The 18,839-nt window shown below is 61.4% G+C and carries 14 protein-coding genes; 4 read left to right on the top strand and 10 right to left on the bottom strand.

Features of this window, described 5'->3' with window-relative positions; all coding sequences use genetic code 11:
- Positions 1-121: 121 nt before the first annotated feature.
- A complete protein-coding gene (locus tag AC1RQB_RS20305; RefSeq protein WP_007899556.1) occupies positions 122-589 on the bottom strand; it encodes an aminoacyl-tRNA deacylase in 468 nt (155 codons plus the stop codon).
- Between the two features lie 210 nt (positions 590-799).
- On the opposite strand from AC1RQB_RS20305, the gene AC1RQB_RS20300 reads away from it, so the two are divergent.
- Both AC1RQB_RS20300 and AC1RQB_RS20295 read left to right on the top strand, forming a co-directional pair.
- Complete coding sequence (locus AC1RQB_RS20300) at positions 800-1,327, top strand: NfeD family protein (RefSeq protein ID WP_063341936.1); 528 nt, start codon at positions 800-802, stop codon at positions 1,325-1,327.
- A gap of 22 nt (positions 1,328-1,349) precedes the next feature.
- Positions 1,350-2,108 carry a slipin family protein gene (locus AC1RQB_RS20295; protein ID WP_008009522.1) on the top strand — a complete coding sequence of 253 codons (759 nt, stop codon included), beginning with the start codon at positions 1,350-1,352 and terminating at the stop codon, positions 2,106-2,108.
- 120 nt (positions 2,109-2,228) lie between these two features.
- Here AC1RQB_RS20295 and AC1RQB_RS20290 read toward each other — a convergent pair whose 3' ends face one another.
- The 7 genes from AC1RQB_RS20290 to AC1RQB_RS20260 form a co-directional block, all read right to left on the bottom strand.
- Entirely contained in the window at positions 2,229-3,173 is a 945-nt protein-coding gene (locus AC1RQB_RS20290) for a sulfotransferase family protein (protein WP_063341937.1), read from the bottom strand.
- Positions 3,161-3,946 carry an aspartyl/asparaginyl beta-hydroxylase domain-containing protein gene (locus AC1RQB_RS20285; protein ID WP_063343909.1) on the bottom strand — a complete coding sequence of 262 codons (786 nt, stop codon included), beginning with the start codon at positions 3,944-3,946 and terminating at the stop codon, positions 3,161-3,163. Before AC1RQB_RS20285 ends, AC1RQB_RS20290 begins: the two co-directional genes overlap by 13 nt.
- Entirely contained in the window at positions 3,943-4,548 is a 606-nt protein-coding gene (cysC, locus tag AC1RQB_RS20280; RefSeq protein ID WP_063341938.1) for an adenylyl-sulfate kinase, read from the bottom strand. Before cysC ends, AC1RQB_RS20285 begins: the two co-directional genes overlap by 4 nt.
- The gene (locus AC1RQB_RS20275) at positions 4,532-6,046 is read right to left on the bottom strand and encodes a TolC family protein (protein WP_008068569.1); all 1,515 of its coding nucleotides are present in this window, start codon (positions 6,044-6,046) and stop codon (positions 4,532-4,534) included. Before AC1RQB_RS20275 ends, cysC begins: the two co-directional genes overlap by 17 nt.
- A gap of 40 nt (positions 6,047-6,086) precedes the next feature.
- Positions 6,087-13,286, bottom strand: a complete 7,200-nt coding sequence (locus AC1RQB_RS20270; protein WP_492571970.1) for an Ig-like domain-containing protein — start codon at positions 13,284-13,286, stop codon at positions 6,087-6,089.
- A 134-nt stretch (positions 13,287-13,420) separates the two neighbouring features.
- Entirely contained in the window at positions 13,421-14,257 is an 837-nt protein-coding gene (locus AC1RQB_RS20265; protein WP_085990053.1) for a sulfotransferase family protein, read from the bottom strand.
- Positions 14,258-14,414: 157 nt separating this feature from the next.
- Positions 14,415-15,980 (bottom strand): glycosyltransferase family 39 protein, encoded by a 1,566-nt coding sequence (locus AC1RQB_RS20260; RefSeq protein ID WP_063341940.1) that lies wholly within the window; start codon positions 15,978-15,980, stop codon positions 14,415-14,417.
- Between the two features lie 246 nt (positions 15,981-16,226).
- Here AC1RQB_RS20260 and AC1RQB_RS20255 point away from each other — a divergent pair, with 246 nt between their 5' ends.
- Positions 16,227-16,814, top strand: coding sequence for a phage tail protein (locus tag AC1RQB_RS20255; RefSeq protein WP_063341941.1), 588 nt, complete (start codon positions 16,227-16,229; stop codon positions 16,812-16,814).
- Positions 16,815-16,869: 55 nt separating this feature from the next.
- Positions 16,870-17,181 carry a DUF6916 family protein gene (locus AC1RQB_RS20250; RefSeq protein WP_063341942.1) on the top strand — a complete coding sequence of 104 codons (312 nt, stop codon included), beginning with the start codon at positions 16,870-16,872 and terminating at the stop codon, positions 17,179-17,181.
- Positions 17,182-17,214: 33 nt separating this feature from the next.
- Here the strand turns inward: AC1RQB_RS20250 and tauC are convergent, their stop codons facing one another.
- Together tauC and tauB are read right to left on the bottom strand one after the other, a co-directional pair.
- Positions 17,215-18,048, bottom strand: coding sequence for a taurine ABC transporter permease TauC (tauC, locus tag AC1RQB_RS20245; RefSeq protein WP_063341943.1), 834 nt, complete (start codon positions 18,046-18,048; stop codon positions 17,215-17,217).
- Entirely contained in the window at positions 18,045-18,839 is a 795-nt protein-coding gene (gene tauB, locus AC1RQB_RS20240) for a taurine ABC transporter ATP-binding subunit (RefSeq protein ID WP_063341944.1), read from the bottom strand. Before tauB ends, tauC begins: the two co-directional genes overlap by 4 nt.

Here is an 18,839-nt window from a genome sequence, read left to right as displayed (position 1 = left end):
TGATCGCTTATTGGATGGGTGACCGCGGTGCGGCTATTCGCGGGCAAGCCCGCTCCCACAGGGTTTTCGCAAGTCCTGTAGGAGCGAGGCTTGCCCGCGATGACGTCAGTCGGGGCGACTGTTATGCCGAAAGACTCAACTCGCACACTTCGGCATGCGGCACCATTTTCAAGAATTCCGGCACGCTCATGTGTACCAGGTTGTTGTGGTTGCCGGCTTCCAGGTAAATATCTTTCTGCCGGGTCAGCTGTGGGTCGATGACCATGTCCATCCCGTAGGATTCACCCAGTGCAGGCACGGCGCCGCGTTCGCAATCGTCGAACAGGTGCGGCAGGTTGCTTTCCCGGGTGACTTGCCATTCGCTGCTGCCACGGACTTTGCTCAGGTCCAGGTGACGGCTGGCAGGCAGCACGGCCATCAAGTAATGCCCGTGGCGGTCGTCGAGGATCACCGATTTGGCGACCCGTTCGGCAGGGATACCCGCGAGCCGAGCCGTTTCAAGGCTGCTGGCCGAGTGCGGGTGGGAAACGATGTCATATTCGCAGTGGGCCTTGTCCAGGCTGTTCTGCACGGTTTTTGCCATACGCATGATGCACCTCGGTGTCCGCAGCAACGAATCGCGGACGATGGTTAACTTTTGCCTCCCTTAAAAGTCTAGGCCCACTGGTGGGATCCGGCGGGAAATCCGCCCGTCGGACGCTGTCGACACTGGTCAAAATTCATACCAATGCAGGGTCAACTAGACTGGTATACAGAGTCATGAACGGCTCGCGGACGGATGACTCTCCCGGAGGGTCAAGTGAACATGCGTTGCTGTGCAATTACGCTGCTGCTGGCCCTGAGCGGACCGGTTTTCGCGGCGGACACTCTCGTGGTGCTGGTTCCCGATCCCATCGGGCTCTGGCTGATCATCTTCGGCATTGCGTTTCTGATCGCCGAGGCGGCCTTGCCTAATTACGGCGTGGTCGGCTTGGGCGGCCTTGTGATGTTCGTGATTGGGGCGGTGATTCTGACCAATGCCGAAGTCCCCGTTCCCTTGATAATCGGCTTGGGGCTGATCAGCGCATTGCTGCTGACGTTCCTGGTGATCCGCGCCTTGAAAACCCGACCGCGCCGCAACGTCAGCGGTGACGCCGAAATACTGGGCGCCGTGACGCCGATAACGTCGTTGCAGGCCGGTAACGCTTATATCGGCTGGGTGCACCTGCAAGGCGAGCAATGGCAGGCAATGAGCGAAACACCGCTGCAACCGGGTCAACAGGTCCGGGTAGTGGCACGCAAGGGTCTATTGCTGGAAGTGGTCGCGGCTGACGCGGCGCCCGTATGAACAATGATGGCGGAGAATAGTCATGGGTCTGCAACTGGGTTTTGCCGCGCTGCTGTTACTGCTGATTGCACTGGCGGGGTCGACCTTCCGCATCCTGCGCGAATACGAACGCGGCGTGGTGTTCCAGCTCGGACGCTTCTGGCAGGTCAAGGGCCCTGGCCTGATCCTGCTGATTCCAGTGGTCCAGCAAATGGTTCGCGTCGACCTGCGTACCGTGGTGCTCGACGTACCGCCGCAAGACGTCATCACCCGGGACAACGTCTCGGTCAAGGTCAATGCGGTGCTGTATTTCCGCGTGCTCGATCCGCAAAGGGCGATCATTCAGGTCGAAGACTTTCTCATGGCCACCAGCCAACTGGCCCAGACCACATTGCGGGCGGTGCTCGGTAAACATGAACTCGATGAATTGCTGGCCGAACGGGAACGGCTGAACGTCGATATCCAGCAAGTGCTCGACGCGCAGACCGATGCCTGGGGCATCAAGGTGGCCAACGTCGAGATCAAGCACGTGGACCTCAACGAATCGATGATTCGTGCCATCGCCAAGCAGGCCGAGGCCGAGCGGGAACGTCGGGCCAAGGTGATCCACGCCGAAGGTGAGTTGCAAGCCTCGGAAAAACTCATGCAGGCCGCCGAAATGCTCGGACGCCAGCCGGGTGCCATGCAGCTGCGTTACATGCAGACGCTGAGTTCGATTGCCGGGGATAAAAGTTCGACCATCGTCTTTCCGCTGCCGATCGAATTGCTCAAGGGGATGGCGGATTTGTCGTCGAAGCCTTGATGCACCGATGACCTGTGGCGAGGGAGCTTGCTCCCGCTGGGTCGCGTAGCGGCCCTAAAACCTGCGACTGCTTCGCAGCCGAGCGGGAGCAAGCTCCCTCGCCACAAAAAGCCATTCCAATCATATTTTGCGCATTTTCTCCAAAGCCTTATAAGGCTCTAGCGCCCATTGTTGTATGCGTTCGTTAAGAAGCGCCGAGGCTTCACGACGCTTGTCATCGCTGTCACCAACAAACCCCTGCGACGGCTGCTTGGCATGTTGTCCCACCGCCGCAAACACCTGCTTTCGCTGCTCGACATCCAATGCAAAGAGCGCTGCCAACCGCCCCGCCATGGCCTGTGGCAGTTCGCTGTAGTTCACCGCCAGGCCGCCAAACGCCCGGCATTGCGCCAATCCCTGCGCCAGCAACCGCCCCAACCGCCGGGCGATGTAATCCTCGCGGCTATCGAACGGCAATTCGTCGTCCAGCCCGCTCGCCCCGATCATCCCCGGCACCATGTGCATGCCCGGGCGACGCAGATGCGAGACGGCGATCTCCAGCGGATCGCGATAAAGAAACAGCCACGGCGTTTCGGGGAAACACTCGCGCAACAACGGCAGTTCACCGATATTCCAGGCGTCAAGTTTGATCACCAGCCGTTGCTCCGAACCGAGCCGACGTTGCCCGTAAGCAGACAGCATCCCTTTGATGGCAGCACGGCGCTCGACGGCGGGCAAATCACTGCGCAACAACGCATCCAGCGGCGGTGGCTCGCTGACGACAATGTGGCTGTCGAGTTGCGCCAGCATCTGGCTGATCAGGGTCGAGCCACATCGCGAGGCATGAAAGATAAACGCACTCGGGGCCAACCCAGGGCTGCAAACCTGCCAGTCAGCGAGGGTCGACAATGCAGTTTTCCGGCGAAACGCCTGATTGAACGGCAGTCGCAGCGCGTCTTCCACGGCCTCACGAAAAAACGGCTGATGCAGCGGCGTGTCACCGAACCAGCACCAGTCGACTTGCCATTGCCCGGCCTCTTGCCACACGCGAATCGGCAACCAGCCTTCCAGGTTCAGGCGCTCCATTGTTCATTCCATTGACGGCGACCGTCGCGCATCGCCGCGCGCAGTTCTTCGCGGGTGAACAGCAAGCCTCGCTCAGCCGCCAGTTCCAGAGTGCGGGTGATAAAAGCTTCGGTGTCCGGCAAGCCCTGCAACGTCTTCGAAAGCTGCGAATCGCTGGCCACTAACCGCTGAAACTGGAGCAAAGCCCCATCATCGACACCGGGCGGCGGTGTGGTCGATACACCGTCGAGAATCGCTTGCTCCAGCCAGGAATCGGGCCGGCAATCGAGCACCAGATGAACCCGTGCCCGGGTATCGCGATTGTCCACGCGATGAGGCCGCGACAGGTCGAGAAACCAGCATTCGCCAGCGGCCATCGGCATGCGCTGGCGGTCCAGCAGAAAGTCCACTCGGGGTGGACTGAGCAACGGGATATGCAGACGCAAGTCAGCGTCTGGCGCGCCCAGGTCATAGTCGCGATGTTCATGGATGCGCCCGCCCGGGCCGAGCCGCAGCAGACGCGCGCAGACGATCTGCAGCGGCAGATCCCGCAGCCCTTGCTGCCATCGAACATCCCGCCGCCAAGGCTCACGCAAAAGAGTTTCGCCGCGACCGGGCGACAGCTCAGTCAAGGCATCGGCTGCGGAAATCAGCGCCACACCGCTCCAGTCGCCAGCGTAATAATCGCTATTGAAGTGGCTGCGCCAGTCGTCCTCGCCAATCGCCCCCAGCGCCTGCAACAGCAACGGCAAATCCACCGTTACCGGCAAGCGGGAGAAGGCCGGCCGACTCATCGTTTCGGCAGCACCGCGCATTCGCCGAGCCAGGTCAGCAAACGGTCGAGACAGGCCTCGACCGATTGCGCACCTGTGTCGAGCACCAGCGCCGCGCATGGCGGTGGTTCGTAAGGCGCGGAAATACCGGTAAACCCCGCCAACTCACCTCGTCGAGCCCGGGCGTAATGACCTTTGGGGTCACGCTGTTCACACACCGCCAACGAGGCGCTGCACCAGACTTCACGGTAATCCTCCCCCAATCGTCGGGCGAACAATTCACGCAACTCCACCAAAGGCGCGATCATCGCGAGGATGACAATTTGCCCGTTCTCGACCAACAGTGCCGCGAGTTCACTGGCGCGGCGGATGTTTTCCAGGCGATCGCTGTCGGTAAACCCCAAATCGCGATTGAGCCCGACCCGCAGTCCGTCGCCATCGAGCACCACACTCTGCACGCCATGCTCGAACAACTCGGCGTGCAGTGCCTGGGCCAATGTTGACTTGCCCGCGGCCGGCAAACCGGTCAGCAGAATTGCCGTGCCGCGATGGCCGTTGCGGGTCTCCCGTTGGGCGCGGCTGATGCTCGCCGTCGGCGCCAGCAGATTATTGGACCGGGGCATGGGCCACCGGCACTGAGATGTTGCCCGCCGCCCAAGCCTCTTCGCGATTGGCCAGGGCCGTGGCGATGGACTGGACTTCGGTCGATTGCACTTCGTCCGGCAGCGGATCGAGACCGGCGCTGGCGAATATTTGCCCGTAAGCGTTGCGCAGATCGGCGTAAGACAGGTCGCGTCGCAGATCGGCCTGCAAGGTGTTCAGCTCGCCCTGGATCAGGTCCAGTTCGCCCAGCCCGGCCGCCTGATGACGATTGCGCAGCTGGCCGACGATTTGCCCATCGATGTCTGACAGTTGCTGATTGGTCTTGAACTGCCGCATCGCCTCGCGATAGTTGGCGTTGGCCACGTAAAGCTGCGCCAGTATGGCAATCGACATCGCCTGCCTGCGCGCCGCGGCGACTTCTTCACCGGCCTTGGCAACGTCAATCGCGGCGGGCGCGGAAATCACATTGAACAGGTTCCAGGTGACTTTCACCCCGTAATCCGCCCAGCCCTGTTCCACCAAAAACGAGTTGCTGTCGTAATGCCCGCCAGCGGCAAACTCCAGCCCCGGCAGCAGACGCAGCATGGCTTTGCGGGTTTCGGCGGCGCTGATCCGGGTCTGGTAATCCTGCTCGCGCAACTCCGGCCGACTGGTCAGGGCTTCCTGTTCCAGGCTGGCGAGATCGACCTTGAGTTCCGGGATGATGTAATCATCCTGGGTTGCCAGCGTCAGCTCGGTGCTCAGCGGCAGGTTGATCAGCGTTGCCAGTTCGGTTTTCGCCAACGACAGTGCGCGGCGTTGTTCTTCCAGTTGCCGGGTGGCTTCGATCAGCGAGCGTTGATAGCCCAATGCCTGAATCGGATCGCCGATACGCTGCTCGCTCATGCTCTGGCTATTGGTGCGAGCGGTTTCGACCCGGACCATGAGGCTGTCGATCTGTTTGAGCAAACGTTCGGCGGCCATGGCTCGCCAATAGGCCGAGCGCACGTCCTGCACGATGGTGTTGATAACCTTGCGCCGACGCTCCTGGACGATCAGTCGCTGGTCGCCCTGTTGCTTGGCGCTGATGTAGCTGACACCAAAGTCGAGCACGTTCCAGACCATGGTCAGGTCCGCCACTTCACGGTCGCGGTCCTGGGAGGTCGACGGCTCCAGGGACTGGGCCCCGGTCTCGACGCTCTGGCTGCTGGAGGCGCTGACGTTGTTACGCCCCACGTAACCGGCGTCCAGCGCCATGCGCGGCAGCATGTCGAAACTGGCAAGGTCGAGTTGGCGCTTGGCCAAGGCCTCTTCCATGATCTTGAGCCGGCCTTCGAGGTTGTATTTCACCGCCCGGGCCATGGCCTGGTGCAGGGTCAGCGGGCCGCTGAGTGGCTCCTGCCCCTTGTACATGTTTTGCAGATCGCTTTTGGCGCGTTGTTGGCTGACGCTGCGTTCGATCGGTTCACTGGTGACTGCACACCCGCTGATCGCCAGCGCCAGCAGGCTGGCGCCGAATAACTTCTGACTTCTCTTCATCCTTGGAGCCCCCAGGTGCCGCCCTGCTTTAATGGTTTTTTCAGGCCTGCATTTCACTGATGCCGACCTGGTGCAAAGCCGCGGCCAGGCTTTCGACCTGCCGCTGCTCAGTGTCCTTGAGTTGTTGCAATTGCTGACCAAGACTCGGTGCGCCAAACACACCGCGCAGTCCTTGGGAAGCATCTCCCATCCTGATTGAGTTATGGCCGAAGGCGTTCAGCGAGTCCCCCTCACTGCCCGTGTCCTGATTGAACAGATTTGACAGCGTGCTGCTGCCAAAGACCCCGCCGTCGCCACCGCCAAAACCGAGGAAGCCGTGACCTGAGCCATCGCCACCGTTTTCACTGCTGCTGAATACCTGCGCGATAAAGCTAGGCGTCAGCGCCCCGTGGCTCATGAAAATATCGCCCAAAGGCCGAATGCCGTTGCCGATCACTCGCTGTTCAAACAGCGGGGTAAAGGTCAGCGGCGAGCCGAGATCGCCAGTGGGCGCAGTGAAGATGATCGGTTGTAATGGCACGTTGGGCAGATCGGGCACGCTGACAGGATCCGAGGCCCGGAACTCCGGTTCCGGCGGCACCACGACAATCGGCGACGACGGTGCAACGACCGTATTGATCGCATAGCTGTTCGATAGGCTGACACCGCTGCCCGTGTTGCCTGCTGAATCGCTGACGCCAGCGACGTTCAGGCTGATCGCATTGTTGCCACTGCTGACATTGGCGTTCGGCGTCAGGGTCGCGGTCCAGGTTCTACCGCCATCGCTGCTGCTCAAACCGGACAAGCTGCCGTTCGCCACGCTGATGTCGGACAGGTCGAAGCCACTCACTGCTTCGTTGAAGGTGAAGGTCACCAATGAGGTCTGGCCCACGCCCAGGTTCGGGTTGGCAACCACCACCGTGGCCGTCGGCCGTTCGCCGTCGATGGCGTAGTTGTTGGACACCGCGACGCTGGCGCCGATGTTGCCCGCCAGGTCAGTCACGTTGCTGGTGTCCAGCGCAATGAAATTGCTCGGGTCGGTGATGTTCGCGGTGGGGGTGAACGTTCCGGTCCAAGTCTTGCCGCCGTCGCTGCTGGCCAGATTGGTCAGCTCGCCGTTGGTGACGCTCAAGTCCGACAAATCGAAGTCGCTTACCGCCTCACTGAACGTGAAGGTCACCAGCGTCGTCTGGCCAATGCCCAGGTTCGGGTTGGCAACCACGATGGTGACGGTCGGGCGAGTCGCATCGAGTGCGTAGTTGTTGGAAATGGCGATGCTGGCGCCGGCATTCCCCGCCGCGTCGAGCACATTGCCGGTGTCGAGCAGGATCAGGTTGGTCGCATCGTTAAGGCTCGCGGTCGGTGTGAGTGTGGCGGTCCAGGTCACACCACCGTCGCTACTGGCCAGGTTGGACAGCACACCATTGGCCACGCTGAGGTCCGACAGGTCGAAACCGGACACCGCTTCGCTGAAGGTAATGGTCACCGTGGTGGTTTCACCAATGCCCAGCTTATTGTCCGCCACCACAATGGTCGCGTTAGGGCGAGCGGTATCAATCGCGTAGTTATTGGAGTCGGTCACGCCAACACCGCTGTTGCCCGACGCGTTGGTCACACCACTGTTGTCCAGGCTGATCAGGTTAGTGGTGTCCGTCACACTGACAGTGGGCGTGAAGGTCGCGGTCCAGGTCACGCCGCCATCGCTGGACGAAACGTTACTGAGGGTGCCGTTGGCAACGGTCAGGTCGGCGTTGCTGAAACCGCTGACTGCTTCGCTGAAAGTGATAGTGACCAGTGAGGTTTCACCGGCCTTGAGGGCATTGTCGGCAACTACGATGGTGGCGGTCGGCACCTCGGTTTCCACCACATAATTGGCCGAGTTGGTGGTGCCTGACCCGGTATTGCCGGCCAGGTCCAAGACGCCGCTGTTGTTCAGCGTGATGATGTTGCTGGCGTCGGTAATCCCGATAGTCGGGGTGAAGGTCCCGGTCCAGGTGATGCCACCGTCGCTGCTGCTGACCGCGCTCAAGGTGCCGTTGGCGATGCTCAAATCACTGTTGTCAAAACCCGTCACCGCTTCACTGAAGGTGATGGTCACCAGCGCCGTCTCCCCCGGTTTCAGGGTCGTGTCGCTCAGCACGATAGTGGCGGTCGGCCGTTGGCTGTCGATCGCGTAGTTATTCGAATCCGTGGTGCCGGCACCCGCGTTTCCGGCCACATCCAGGACCCCGTTGTCGTCCAGAGTAATCAGGTTGGTCGAATCGGTGATGCTCGCCGTCGGCGTCAGGGTGGCGGTCCAGGTGATGTTATCGCTGGTGCTCAGACTGCTCAGGGTACCGTTGCTCACCGTCAGGTCGGCCGTGGTAAAACCGGTCACCGCCTCGGAGAACGTGATGGTCAATACCGATGTCTGCCCCACCCCCAGCGCCGCGTCCGCAACCACGATGGTTGCCGTTGGCCGCACGGTGTCGATCGCGTAGTTGTTGGAATCGGTGGTGCCGCTGCCGGCATTGCCCGAAGCGTTTTGCACCCCGCTGTTATCCAGGGTGATCAGGTTGGTGGTGTCGGTGATGGCGTTGGTCGGCGTGAAGGTCGCGGTCCAGGTGATGCCGCCGTCACTGCTGCTCACCGCGCTCAGGGTGCCGTTGGCAATGGTCAGGTCAGCGTTGCTGAAACCGCTGACCGCTTCGCTGAAGGTCATGGTCACCAGCGACGTTTCACCGATTTTCAGGGCGTTGTCCGCCACCACGATGGTCGCGGTCGGCAGGACCGTATCGATGGTGTAGTTGCCGGAACTGGTGGTGCCGCTGCCGGTATTGCCGGCGATGTCGGCCACACCGGTATTGTTCAGGGTGATGACGTTGCTCGGGTCACTCACGCCGACGGTTGGCGTGAAGGTCGCGGTCCAGGTGATACCGCCGTCACTGCTGCTCACCGCGCTCAACGTGCCGTTGGCGATGCTCAGGTCGGCGTTGGTGAAACCGCTGACCGCCTCGCTGAAGGTGATGGTCACCAGCGAGGTTTCACCCGCTGCCAGTGTTGTGTCGGCCAACACAATCGTCGCAGTCGGACGCACGGTGTCGATGGCGTAGTTGTTGGAATCGGTGGTGCCGCTGCCGGCGTTGCCCGCCAGATCCGCGATGCCCGTATTGTCCAGGGTGATCAGGTTGGTTGTATCGTTGATGCTCGCGGAAGGTGTGAAGGTCGCGGTCCAGGTGATGCCGCCGTCGCTGCTGCTCACCGCGCTCAAGGTGCCGTTGGCGATGGTCAGGTCGGCGTTGGTGAAACCGCTGACCGCTTCACTGAAGGTAATGGTCACCAGCGAGGTTTCGCCGATTCTCAGCGCGGTGTCTGTCACCACGATGGTTGCCGTTGGCCGTACGGTGTCGATCGCGTAGTTGTTGGAGTCGGTGGTGCCGCTGCCCACGTTGCCGGTGGCGGCAGCCTGCACGCCGGTGTTGTCCAATGTGATCAGGTTGGTCGCATCGGTAATGCTGACGGTCGGCGTGAAGGTCGCGGTCCAGGTGATGCCGCCGTCACTGCTGCTCACCGCAGTCAGGGTGCCGTTGGCGATGGTCAGGTCGGCGTTGCTGAAACCGCTGACCGCTTCACTGAAGGTAATGGTCACCAACGACGTTTCACCGATTCTCAGCGCATTGTCGGCAACCACGATGGTCGCGGTCGGCAGCACCGTATCGATGGTGTAGTTGCCGGAACTGGTGGTGCCGCTGCCGGTGTTGCCGGCGATGTCGGCCACACCGGTATTGTTCAGGGTGATGACGTTGCTCGGGTCACTCACGCCGACGGTTGGCGTGAAGGTCGCGGTCCAGGTAATGCCGCCGTCACTGCTGCTCACCGCGCTCAACGTGCCATTGGCGATGGTCAGGTCGGCGTTGGTGAAACCGCTGACCGCCTCGCTGAAGGTGATGGTCACCAGCGAGGTTTCGCCCGCTGTCAGTGCTGTATCGGCCAGCACAATCGTGGCGGTCGGACGCACGGTGTCGATGGCGTAGTTGTTGGAATCGGTGGTGCCGCTGCCGGCGTTGCCCGCCAGATCCGCGATGCCCGTATTGTCCAGGGTGATCAGGTTGGTTGTATCGTTGATGCTCGCGGAAGGTGTGAAGGTCGCGGTCCAGGTGATGCCGCCGTCGCTGCTGCTCACCGCGCTCAACGTGCCGTTGGCGATGGTCAGGTCGGCGTTGGTGAAACCGCTGACCGCTTCACTGAAGGTGATGGTCACCAGCGAGGTTTCGCCGATTCTCAGCGCCGTGTCCGCAACCACGATGGTGGCCGTCGGGCGTACGGTGTCGACCGCATAGTTGTTGGAGTCGGTGGTGCCGCTGCCGGCGTTGCCCACCAGATCCGCCACGCCGGTGTTGTCCAGGGTGATCAGGTTGGTCGTGTCGGTGATGCTGGCGGTCGGGGTAAAAGTTGCCGTCCAAGTAATGCCGCCATCGCTGCTGCTCACCGCGCTCAAGGTGCCGTTGGCGATGGTCAGGTCGGCGTTGGTGAAACCGCTGACTGCTTCATTGAAGGTGATGGTCACCAGCGAGGTTTCGCCGATTCTCAGCGCATTGTCCGTCACCACAATGGTTGCGGTTGGACGAAGCGTATCGATCGCATAATTATTCGAGTCGGTGGTGCCGCTGCCGGTGTTGCCCGCCAGATCCGCCACGCCGGTGTTGTTCAGGGTGATCAGGTTGGTCGCGTCGTTAGTGCTCGCGGAAGGTGTGAAGGTCGCGGTCCAGGTGATGCCGCCGTCGCTGCTGCTGACCGCGCTCAAGGTGCCGTTGGCGATGCTCAGGTCGGCGTTGGTGAAACCGCTGACCGCTTCACTAAAGGTGATGGTCACCAGTGAGGTTTCACCGATTCTCAGCGCATTGTCTGTCACCACGATGGTTGCCGTTGGCCGCACGGTATCGATGGCGTAATTATTCGAATCGGTGGTGCCGCTGCCGGCGTTGCCCACCAGATCGTTGACCCCGGTGTTGTCCAGGGTGATCAGATTGCTCGTGTCAGTGATGCTCGCGCTCGGCGTGAAAGTCGCCGTCCAGGTGATGCCGCCGTCGCCGCTGCTCACCGCGGTCAAGGTGCCGTTGGCAATCGTCAGGTCGGCATTGGTGAGACCGGTAACCGCTTCGTTGAAGGTGATGGTCACCAGCGAGGTTTCGCCGATTCTCAGCGCCGTGTCGGTAAACACGATGCTGGCGGTCGGGCGTACGGTGTCGACCGTGTAGTTATTGGAGTTGGTGGTACCGACGCCAGCGGTGCCCAGAATGTTGATCACCCCGGTGTTGTCCAGGGTGATGACGTTGGTCGTATCGGAAATACTGGCGGATGGGGTAAAGGTTGCCGTCCAGGTGATGCCGCCATCGCCGCTGCTTACCGCGGTCAAGGTGCCGTTGGCGATGGTCAGATCCGCATTGGTGAGACCGGTCACCACCTCGGAGAAGGTAATGGTCACCAGGGACGTTTCGCCGATGCTCAGTGTGGTATCAGCGACCACAATAGTCGCGGTCGGCGGTGGCGAATACGCGGTGTTGAGTACGCCGCCGTCGTTGTAGATGGTCGCGACAGAGGTCGGCGAGGTGCCGGTTGAACCTCCGCCCTGCGCGGTACCGCCGGCACCACTGGCCGCGGCATTACCGGCCAGGGCCGCGAAGTTGGCGGCCGTCATCAGCAGCGTGCCTTTGTTCCAGATCGCACCGACGCCACGGCCACCAATGCCGCCATTGCTGGCATTGCTGCCTTGGCCACCACCACCGCCACCGCCGCCACCAGCACCGATGTTGTTGCTGATGGTCGACGTGCCGACGATGGTGATGGTGCCGCTGCTGGCGTTGTAGATCCCGCCCACCGCGTTGCCGCCGGCGCCACCCACCTTGTCCCAACCGGCCCCGCCGCCACCGCCGCCAATGGAAATCGTGCCATTGGTGGCCGTCGCACCGTTACCGCCGTTGCTGTAATAGGAAACGCCTACGCCGCCAGCGCCGCCAGTGGTGGTACCGCCGCGACCACCCATGTGGGTGGCGTCATAACCGCCGCCGTAACCACCGACACCGCCGACGCCCGCCTGGCCGCCCAATGTGCCGGTGCCCGGCCCTGCCGAACCGCCATGCCCGCCGCCCTGGCCGCCCAAACCGCCACCACCGCCACCGCCACCGCCGTAAAAAGCGCCCGTCACACCGCCGCCGCCACCGCCACCGGAAGCGCCGTTGGAGGTTACGCTGACGTTATTCAGGGTCAAAATCCCTGCGTTGAAAATCCCCCCGGCCATCGCGCCCGTGGCGCCGTAGCCACCGTTGCCGCCATTGCCCGATACCAGGCCACGGGTGATCACCAAGCCATCGAGGGTCACGATACTGCCAGCCGTCACTTCAATCACTCGGGTCCGGTACTGACCGTCGAGAATCACGTCAGCCGCGCCGTCGTTGTTCAAGTCGCCATCAACGGTGATGTTCTTGTTGATCAGCAGTTCGGACGTCAGCTGCACCGTCATGCTGCTGCTGAAGGTGACGATATCGCCGTTCTGCGCCGAGGCGAGGGCGGCACGCAACGAGCCGACGCCCGTGTTGGCGTTGTTGGTGGCGGTCCAGGTGGCCAGGCCCCACTGATAATCGCTCATGGCCGTGGTCGAGAGGACGTTGGCGCTTTCGATGTTGCCGGTGGCGATTTCCAGATCCCAGTCGCCACCGAGCCCGGTGCGATCGCTGGAGGCGGCCACATCGCGGCCGGTCAATTGAGCCAGCGAGTCGATGAAATTCAAGCCGCGCTCGCCGTCGGCGGTGTAGCAACCGTAAATCAGGATGTCGCCGCCAACGTTCATGTCCTTGCCAATTTCCGCCAGCACCGCGCTGCGATCCGCGATGTTGTCGGCAGACAAGTAGCTGTTGCCCAGCCACAAATCGCCCGCATTGCCGTGAGCAATGATCTGCACCGAGCTGATGCCCTGATGACCGTCCAGATAATCGGCGATTTGCTGCAGGCCATCTTTGCTGGCATCGAGCTGAACCACCTGGGTACCGGGCGCGACGCCTTGAAGCAGACTATCGACATCCTTGACCCGCGAATCGACGAACACCACGCTCTGCCCCGGCACCGCAGCGGGTGCTGGCGCCGGTGTAGCATCGGCCTGGCCATGGGTGTCTTTGCTGGCGACCGGTTGATCGGCGGTCGGCGCTTTGACCGCCTCGGCGGTGGCATGGCTGTCAGCCTGGGCAGTGTCGGCGACCGTGGCGGTCACCGCGCCGTCGAACAGCATGCGTGGCTCCAGGGACATGATCATTGGCGAGGCCAGCGCTCGTGCGCCTTCGGTAACCCGCGACTTGCCTTTGCTCCACCACATGCTGCTCACCCGGACTCGAACTTTCTGAGGCATCAATGAAAACGCCGCGATCAACTGATCGCGGCGTCGGCTTTCATACGAATGACATTGGCGGCGCTGGCTGAGCCATCGAGCCAAAAAGACAACTCGGCGTACTGCTTGAACAAGTCCGGCGGCAGGATCGTGCGCCTGGATTGCAGTTGGACCTTGGCCTTCACCTTATGCAGCCCCGAGAGGCCGAGGGCCTGATCGAATTCCGGTGCGTCGTAGGCCAAATGGTCGAAATCATGTTCGAACCAGGGTTCGCCAATGAAATCGTAGACCAGGCGCATCACCCGCTCAGGCGCCTGGCTCAGCAGGTCGTAATCGATGATCAGCAACGAGTCGGCGTGTTCGCCGTAATAGGCTTCCTTGAGGGCGGCCCAGGAAAACCCCACCAGCCGATTGCGCTGGGCCAGGGTTTCGCAGCGGCTATAGACCGTGTTGCGTTCGACCGCATCACCGAACAGTTTGGTGTTTTCGAAGGGGTTGGCGCGGTACAGGCGCTCGATGCTGTCCATGACCCAAGCGACATTGCGCACGCAGGCAATGATTTTGGCTTGAGGGAACAGATCGCTGATCGCCGGCAGGCGCGAACTCCACAGGCGGTTCGTGTCGAACACCACCGGTTTGTCGGCCTTGTCGGCGTAGAAAGAATCGAACAGGCCGCGCAACAGACGGCGACGCAGGTTGGTGTCGATCACCGCACCGAATTCGCTGCCGGCGCTGCATTGCTCCAGAACGCCGGAAAAGAGCGCACCCACGGGGCTGGTCATGCCGGCATGAAAGCGCGGGTTCTGCAAAAGAATGGCAGAAAGCAGGGTCGAGCCTGAACGCGGCAAGCCGGAAATAAAGTGAAAGTGCTGCATCCATTCACCCGTCATAAGTCCTTTTGTATGACGAGCGTAGACCATGAATGGTGTTGCGACTAGTGGTGCTTTGATATCAAATCGGAGCTAAATCGACTGGAAAAAACGATTGATATAACCGGCTGAAAGATGAATCGATTAAGCCTGTCCACACGGCCTATTTCAGCACATACAAGCGTGCCCTGGCGCCTCCCGCCCCGGTTTCACTCAGGCGTTGCCAACCCTGGGGCAAAGGCGCGAACTCGTCCGGTCCATCGACGTTACCGACCAGCCAGACTCGACCCGGGCCTTTGGACAAGCTGCCGAGGCTGTCCAGATAGATGTCATCAGTCACCAGCGCGCCGAAACCATAAGCGTTCGGCCGGCTCGACCTGCCATCGGCCAACGGCGGCGTGTACAGCAATGGTTTGGCATCAGTGCGGTTGTAATAGACATAACTCAGGTACCCGAGCATGTCGCCGGTGACGATTCGGTCGCCGGGGGCGAAGTGCTGGTTCACATAACTGACCATGACGCTGATCTGATCGTCGGTATCCACCGTGGCATTGTTTTTCAGCCCCACCAGTTCGACGCCGACAAACAGCATCAGCACAGCCAGCGCCACTACCTTGACGTCCGCGTACAAACGATCGATGGCCAGCGCCACCAGCATCGGCACGCCCAAGGCATAAGCGCTCAGGTAGCGTTCGATAAACACCGGCGCTATGAACGACACTGCAAATACCAGCAACAATGGGAGAACGGTGTAGATCAGCGCCAACGCACTGCCACGGAAAACACTGCGATCGCGCGCCAGCGCCACGCCCGCCAGGGCCAGCAACGCCAGTGGCAGCGCAATAAAAATCAGCGTGGGCAGGTTCTCGCCATCGTCCTGGATCAGGAACGACCAGATCATTGAAGGCAGTGAGCCGAGCGTGACGGGCGACCCCACATCGCCAATGGTTTTGAGCTGATCCATGTGCTGCACCAGATCGAACAGACTGGGCAGCCATGGCAGGTACAACGCCACAATCGCCATATTGGCCAGCCACCAGCCAGAGCGCTGAATGTGCCGCAATCGATACCCTGGCTGCACACGGATCAGCCCCAGATACAGCCAGTGACACAGCACGCAAAACGCCGTGAAGTAATGGGTGTAGAACGCCGCACTCATCAGCAGGGTGTAAATCACCAGGTAGCGTGTGCGTTGCGGCTGCCTGATCCAATACATCAAGGCGATCGTGGCACCGATCAGCCACAGCCCCAGCAACGAATACATGCGCACTTCCTGGCTGTAATGCACCGCCGTGGGCAGCAGCGCCAGCAGAACCCCGGCCAGCAACGCGGCACGGCGGGTAGCGAGCAAGTCCACTAACCAGACGCCGAGCCCCACCGTGACAATCCCCGGCAGCGCACTCAGGCTGCGAATCGAAAAAATGCCATCTCCGAACAGGTCGATCCAGCCGTGCAGCAGCATGAAATAGAGGGGTGGATACACATCATGAGCCGCGTGCTCCCAGATCCCGGCCAGGGAATACTGGCTCAGCAACAGGCTGGACCCTTCGTCGCCCCGGATCGCTGCCGCCGTCAGGTGGTAAAAACGCACCAGCGCGGCCAACGTCAGAATCGACAGTAGCCAATGCTCTCGCGCCCATCGCAGCAAGCGACGGGCAGCCGCCCACGACCCCGGCATCGCATGCGGGTCCTGAGTATCGCCCAGCGGTGTTTCTCTGCGCGCCTCCATTACCTCCCCTTGCAACGGCCATGTGAAAACCGAAGCTTCCCCAGCACTGTAGGACAGGCGCGAGCCCGACGTCGATGCTGGCCTTGCGACGGACGACGTCCGGCAATCATTCCGATCAGCGTCTACGCTTTGGCGTGGCGTGACCCAGCCACGGAGATGAAAGGAGTCGGCTGATCAGCGCGAACTGCCCGGATAACCGGGCCTGCAACGTGACGTATCAGACACTAACCTGAGGGATGAGGAACCATGGAAGTATTCATCGGCACTATTCAGTCTTTCGCCTTTAACTTCGCGCCCAACGGCTGGGCCCTGTGCAACGGCCAGACGCTGAGCATCGCGCAATACAACACGGTTTTCGCACTGCTGGGAACCTACTACGGAGGCAATGGCACCACCAATTTCATGCTGCCCAACCTGCAAGGTCGCATGCCAGTCGCCATGGGCAACGGCTTGGGTCTGACCCCGCGCGTCATCGGCGAAGTTTCCGGCACCGAGAACGTCACCGCGACCATCAATAACCTGCCCAACCACACCCACGCCCTGTCCGGGCTCACGGCTACCACCACCCTGCAACTGGCCAGCCCGGCGAGCAACCCGGTCACCAACCCGACCGCCACCAACTCGTACATCGGTGCCTCGGGCGGCGGCCCCGGTTCAGCGAGTATTTACTCCGATCAGCAAGGCGCTGCGGCCGTGCCGCTCAAGGGCGTGGCCACTACGGTAACGGGGGAAATCTCGTCCGCCGGCAACGGCTTGCCCATGGCGGTGATGAACCCGTTCCTGGTGCTCAACTTCAGCATCGCCCTGAACGGTCTTTTCCCTTCGCGCAACTGAGGTTCTGGCCGGGGGATGCCAATCCCCCGGCCACTTTTGCTGATGGAGTGATGCCATGCTGCAACAGGTTCAAAGCCAACACTTTCAGGCACTGCTGGGTAAGACGGGGACGCTGCGGCTGCCCGATGGCAGTGAACTGCCGATCCATATCGACACCCTTGCAGAAACGCCCCGCTCACAGCTGCCAAACAGCGAGCGCATGCCGTTCAGCGTCGAGTTCAATAGCCTGCAACCCACTGACTTTGTCGATGGCTTGTGTGTGATGGAATTGCCGGAACTGGGCCGGGTAGAAGATATTTTTGTTTCGCGAGTACCGACCATGGGGCGTGATCCGGGTGTGGGGTATTTCTACATCGCGTTCAATTAAAGAGCGACGCCGATCGCCATAGACCCGCTCTACTCAGTGAGTCTGACCATGCCACGGCACCAGTTTGCGTTGCAGCGCACGCAGGCCCATTTCCATGACGAAAGCGATCAGCGCAATCACCAGAATCCCCAGCACCACCACATCGGTGACCAGGAATTGCGCGGCCGATTGCACCATGAAGCCCAAACCACTGGTGGCGGCGATCAACTCGGCGGCCACCAATGTCGACCAACCCACACCCAGACCAATCCGCACGCCAGTCAAAATGTCCGGCAAGGCACTGGGCAGAATTACATGCCGAATCAACTGCGCCCGAGTTGCGCCCAACGACTGTGCGGCGCGCAATTTCGCCGGGTCGACGGTGCGTACGCCAGTGGCGGTGGCTATCGCGATCGGCGCGAAGATCGCCAGGTAGATCAACAAGACTTTCGACAACTCACCGATGCCGCACCAGATCACGATCAGCGGTAGATAAGCCAGCGGCGGAATCGGGCGATAGAACTCGATCAGCGGATCAAGAATGCCGCGAGCGATGCGGTTGTGGCCGATGGCGATGCCCACCGGCACGGCGGTCAGCACGGCGAAGCCCAGGCCCAGGCCAATACGGCCAAGGCTCGCGCCCAAATGCTGCCACAAAGTCGAATCCATGTAGCCGGTGGTTACCAGCAGCCAGCCTTTTTGCAGCACGGCGGACGGCGGCGGCAGGAACAGTGGTTCGATCAAACCTGTGGCCGTGACGGCCCACCAAATGGCAACGAGAGCGACCAGCGTTAGTACGCTGATCCAGCGTGTGTTCAAACTGCGACGCAGCGCAATGACCGTCGAGCCCGACTTCACCGTCGCGGCGGGAATTTCATAGGTGCTCATGCGCGCTCCTGTCGCTGGACGGCACTGCGTTGGGAGAACACTTTGGCGAGCACGTGTTCGCGGGTTTCGATAAAGCGCGGGTCGGACTTGATCGAGCGTGCCGACTCACCGGCGGCATAACGCTGACCGAAATCCAGGCTCAGACGCTCGACGATTTGCCCAGGATCAGGCGCCAGCAGAATCAGATCCGTGGCGAGGAACACCGCTTCTTCAATGTCGTGGGTAATCAGGAACACCGGTTTGGCGGTGCGCTGCCAGACTTGCAGCAACAGCTCCTGCATCTGTTCGCGGGTGAAGGCATCAAGGGCACCGAAGGGTTCATCCATCAGCAAGACCCGAGGGTCTGCTGCGAGGGCACGAGCGAGGCCGACACGTTGTTTCTGCCCGCCCGAGAGCTGCCAGATTCGGCGGTGTTCGAAACCGCAAAGGTCCACCAGCGCGAGCATTTCCCGGGCACGGATTTCGCGTTTATCCCGGGCGAGGCCAGCCAGTTCCAGACCGAAGCCGACGTTGGCCAGCACGTCCTGCCAAGGCAGTAGGGCGTCGTCCTGGAACACCACGCCGCGCTCGGCGCTCGGGCCTTTGACCGGCACACCGTCAAGGGTGATGCGCCCGGAACTGGGTTCGACAAAACCGGCAATCAGGTTCAACAGCGAGGTCTTGCCACTGCCGGACGGGCCGAGGGCAACCAGCAACTGCCGGGGCCCCAGGCTCAGGGAAATATCCGCCAGCACAGGTTCCGCTGCGCCGGGATACTGTGCGCAGATACGCTCCAGCTGTAGCAAAGCCAT

The sequence above is a fragment of the Pseudomonas sp. GW822-FHT02E03 genome (assembly GCF_058802325.1).
This window is presented reverse-complemented; position numbering and strand designations above follow the sequence as displayed.

Coding starts and splice junctions, on each gene's coding strand:
- AC1RQB_RS20305 (WP_007899556.1), bottom strand. CDS start 589: ATGCGTATGGCAAAAACCGTGCAGAACAGCCTGGACAAGGCCCACTGC.
- AC1RQB_RS20295 (WP_008009522.1), top strand. CDS start 1,350: ATGGGTCTGCAACTGGGTTTTGCCGCGCTGCTGTTACTGCTGATTGCA.
- AC1RQB_RS20290 (WP_063341937.1), bottom strand. CDS start 3,173: ATGGAGCGCCTGAACCTGGAAGGCTGGTTGCCGATTCGCGTGTGGCAA.
- AC1RQB_RS20285 (WP_063343909.1), bottom strand. CDS start 3,946: ATGAGTCGGCCGGCCTTCTCCCGCTTGCCGGTAACGGTGGATTTGCCG.
- cysC (WP_063341938.1), bottom strand. CDS start 4,548: ATGCCCCGGTCCAATAATCTGCTGGCGCCGACGGCGAGCATCAGCCGC.
- AC1RQB_RS20275 (WP_008068569.1), bottom strand. CDS start 6,046: ATGAAGAGAAGTCAGAAGTTATTCGGCGCCAGCCTGCTGGCGCTGGCG.
- AC1RQB_RS20270 (WP_492571970.1), bottom strand. CDS start 13,286: ATGCTGTTCGACGGCGCGGTGACCGCCACGGTCGCCGACACTGCCCAG.
- AC1RQB_RS20265 (WP_085990053.1), bottom strand. CDS start 14,257: ATGCAGCACTTTCACTTTATTTCCGGCTTGCCGCGTTCAGGCTCGACC.
- AC1RQB_RS20260 (WP_063341940.1), bottom strand. CDS start 15,980: ATGGAGGCGCGCAGAGAAACACCGCTGGGCGATACTCAGGACCCGCAT.
- AC1RQB_RS20255 (WP_063341941.1), top strand. CDS start 16,227: ATGGAAGTATTCATCGGCACTATTCAGTCTTTCGCCTTTAACTTCGCG.
- AC1RQB_RS20250 (WP_063341942.1), top strand. CDS start 16,870: ATGCTGCAACAGGTTCAAAGCCAACACTTTCAGGCACTGCTGGGTAAG.
- tauC (WP_063341943.1), bottom strand. CDS start 18,048: ATGAGCACCTATGAAATTCCCGCCGCGACGGTGAAGTCGGGCTCGACG.
- tauB (WP_063341944.1), bottom strand. CDS start 18,839: ATGGCTTTGCTACAGCTGGAGCGTATCTGCGCACAGTATCCCGGCGCA.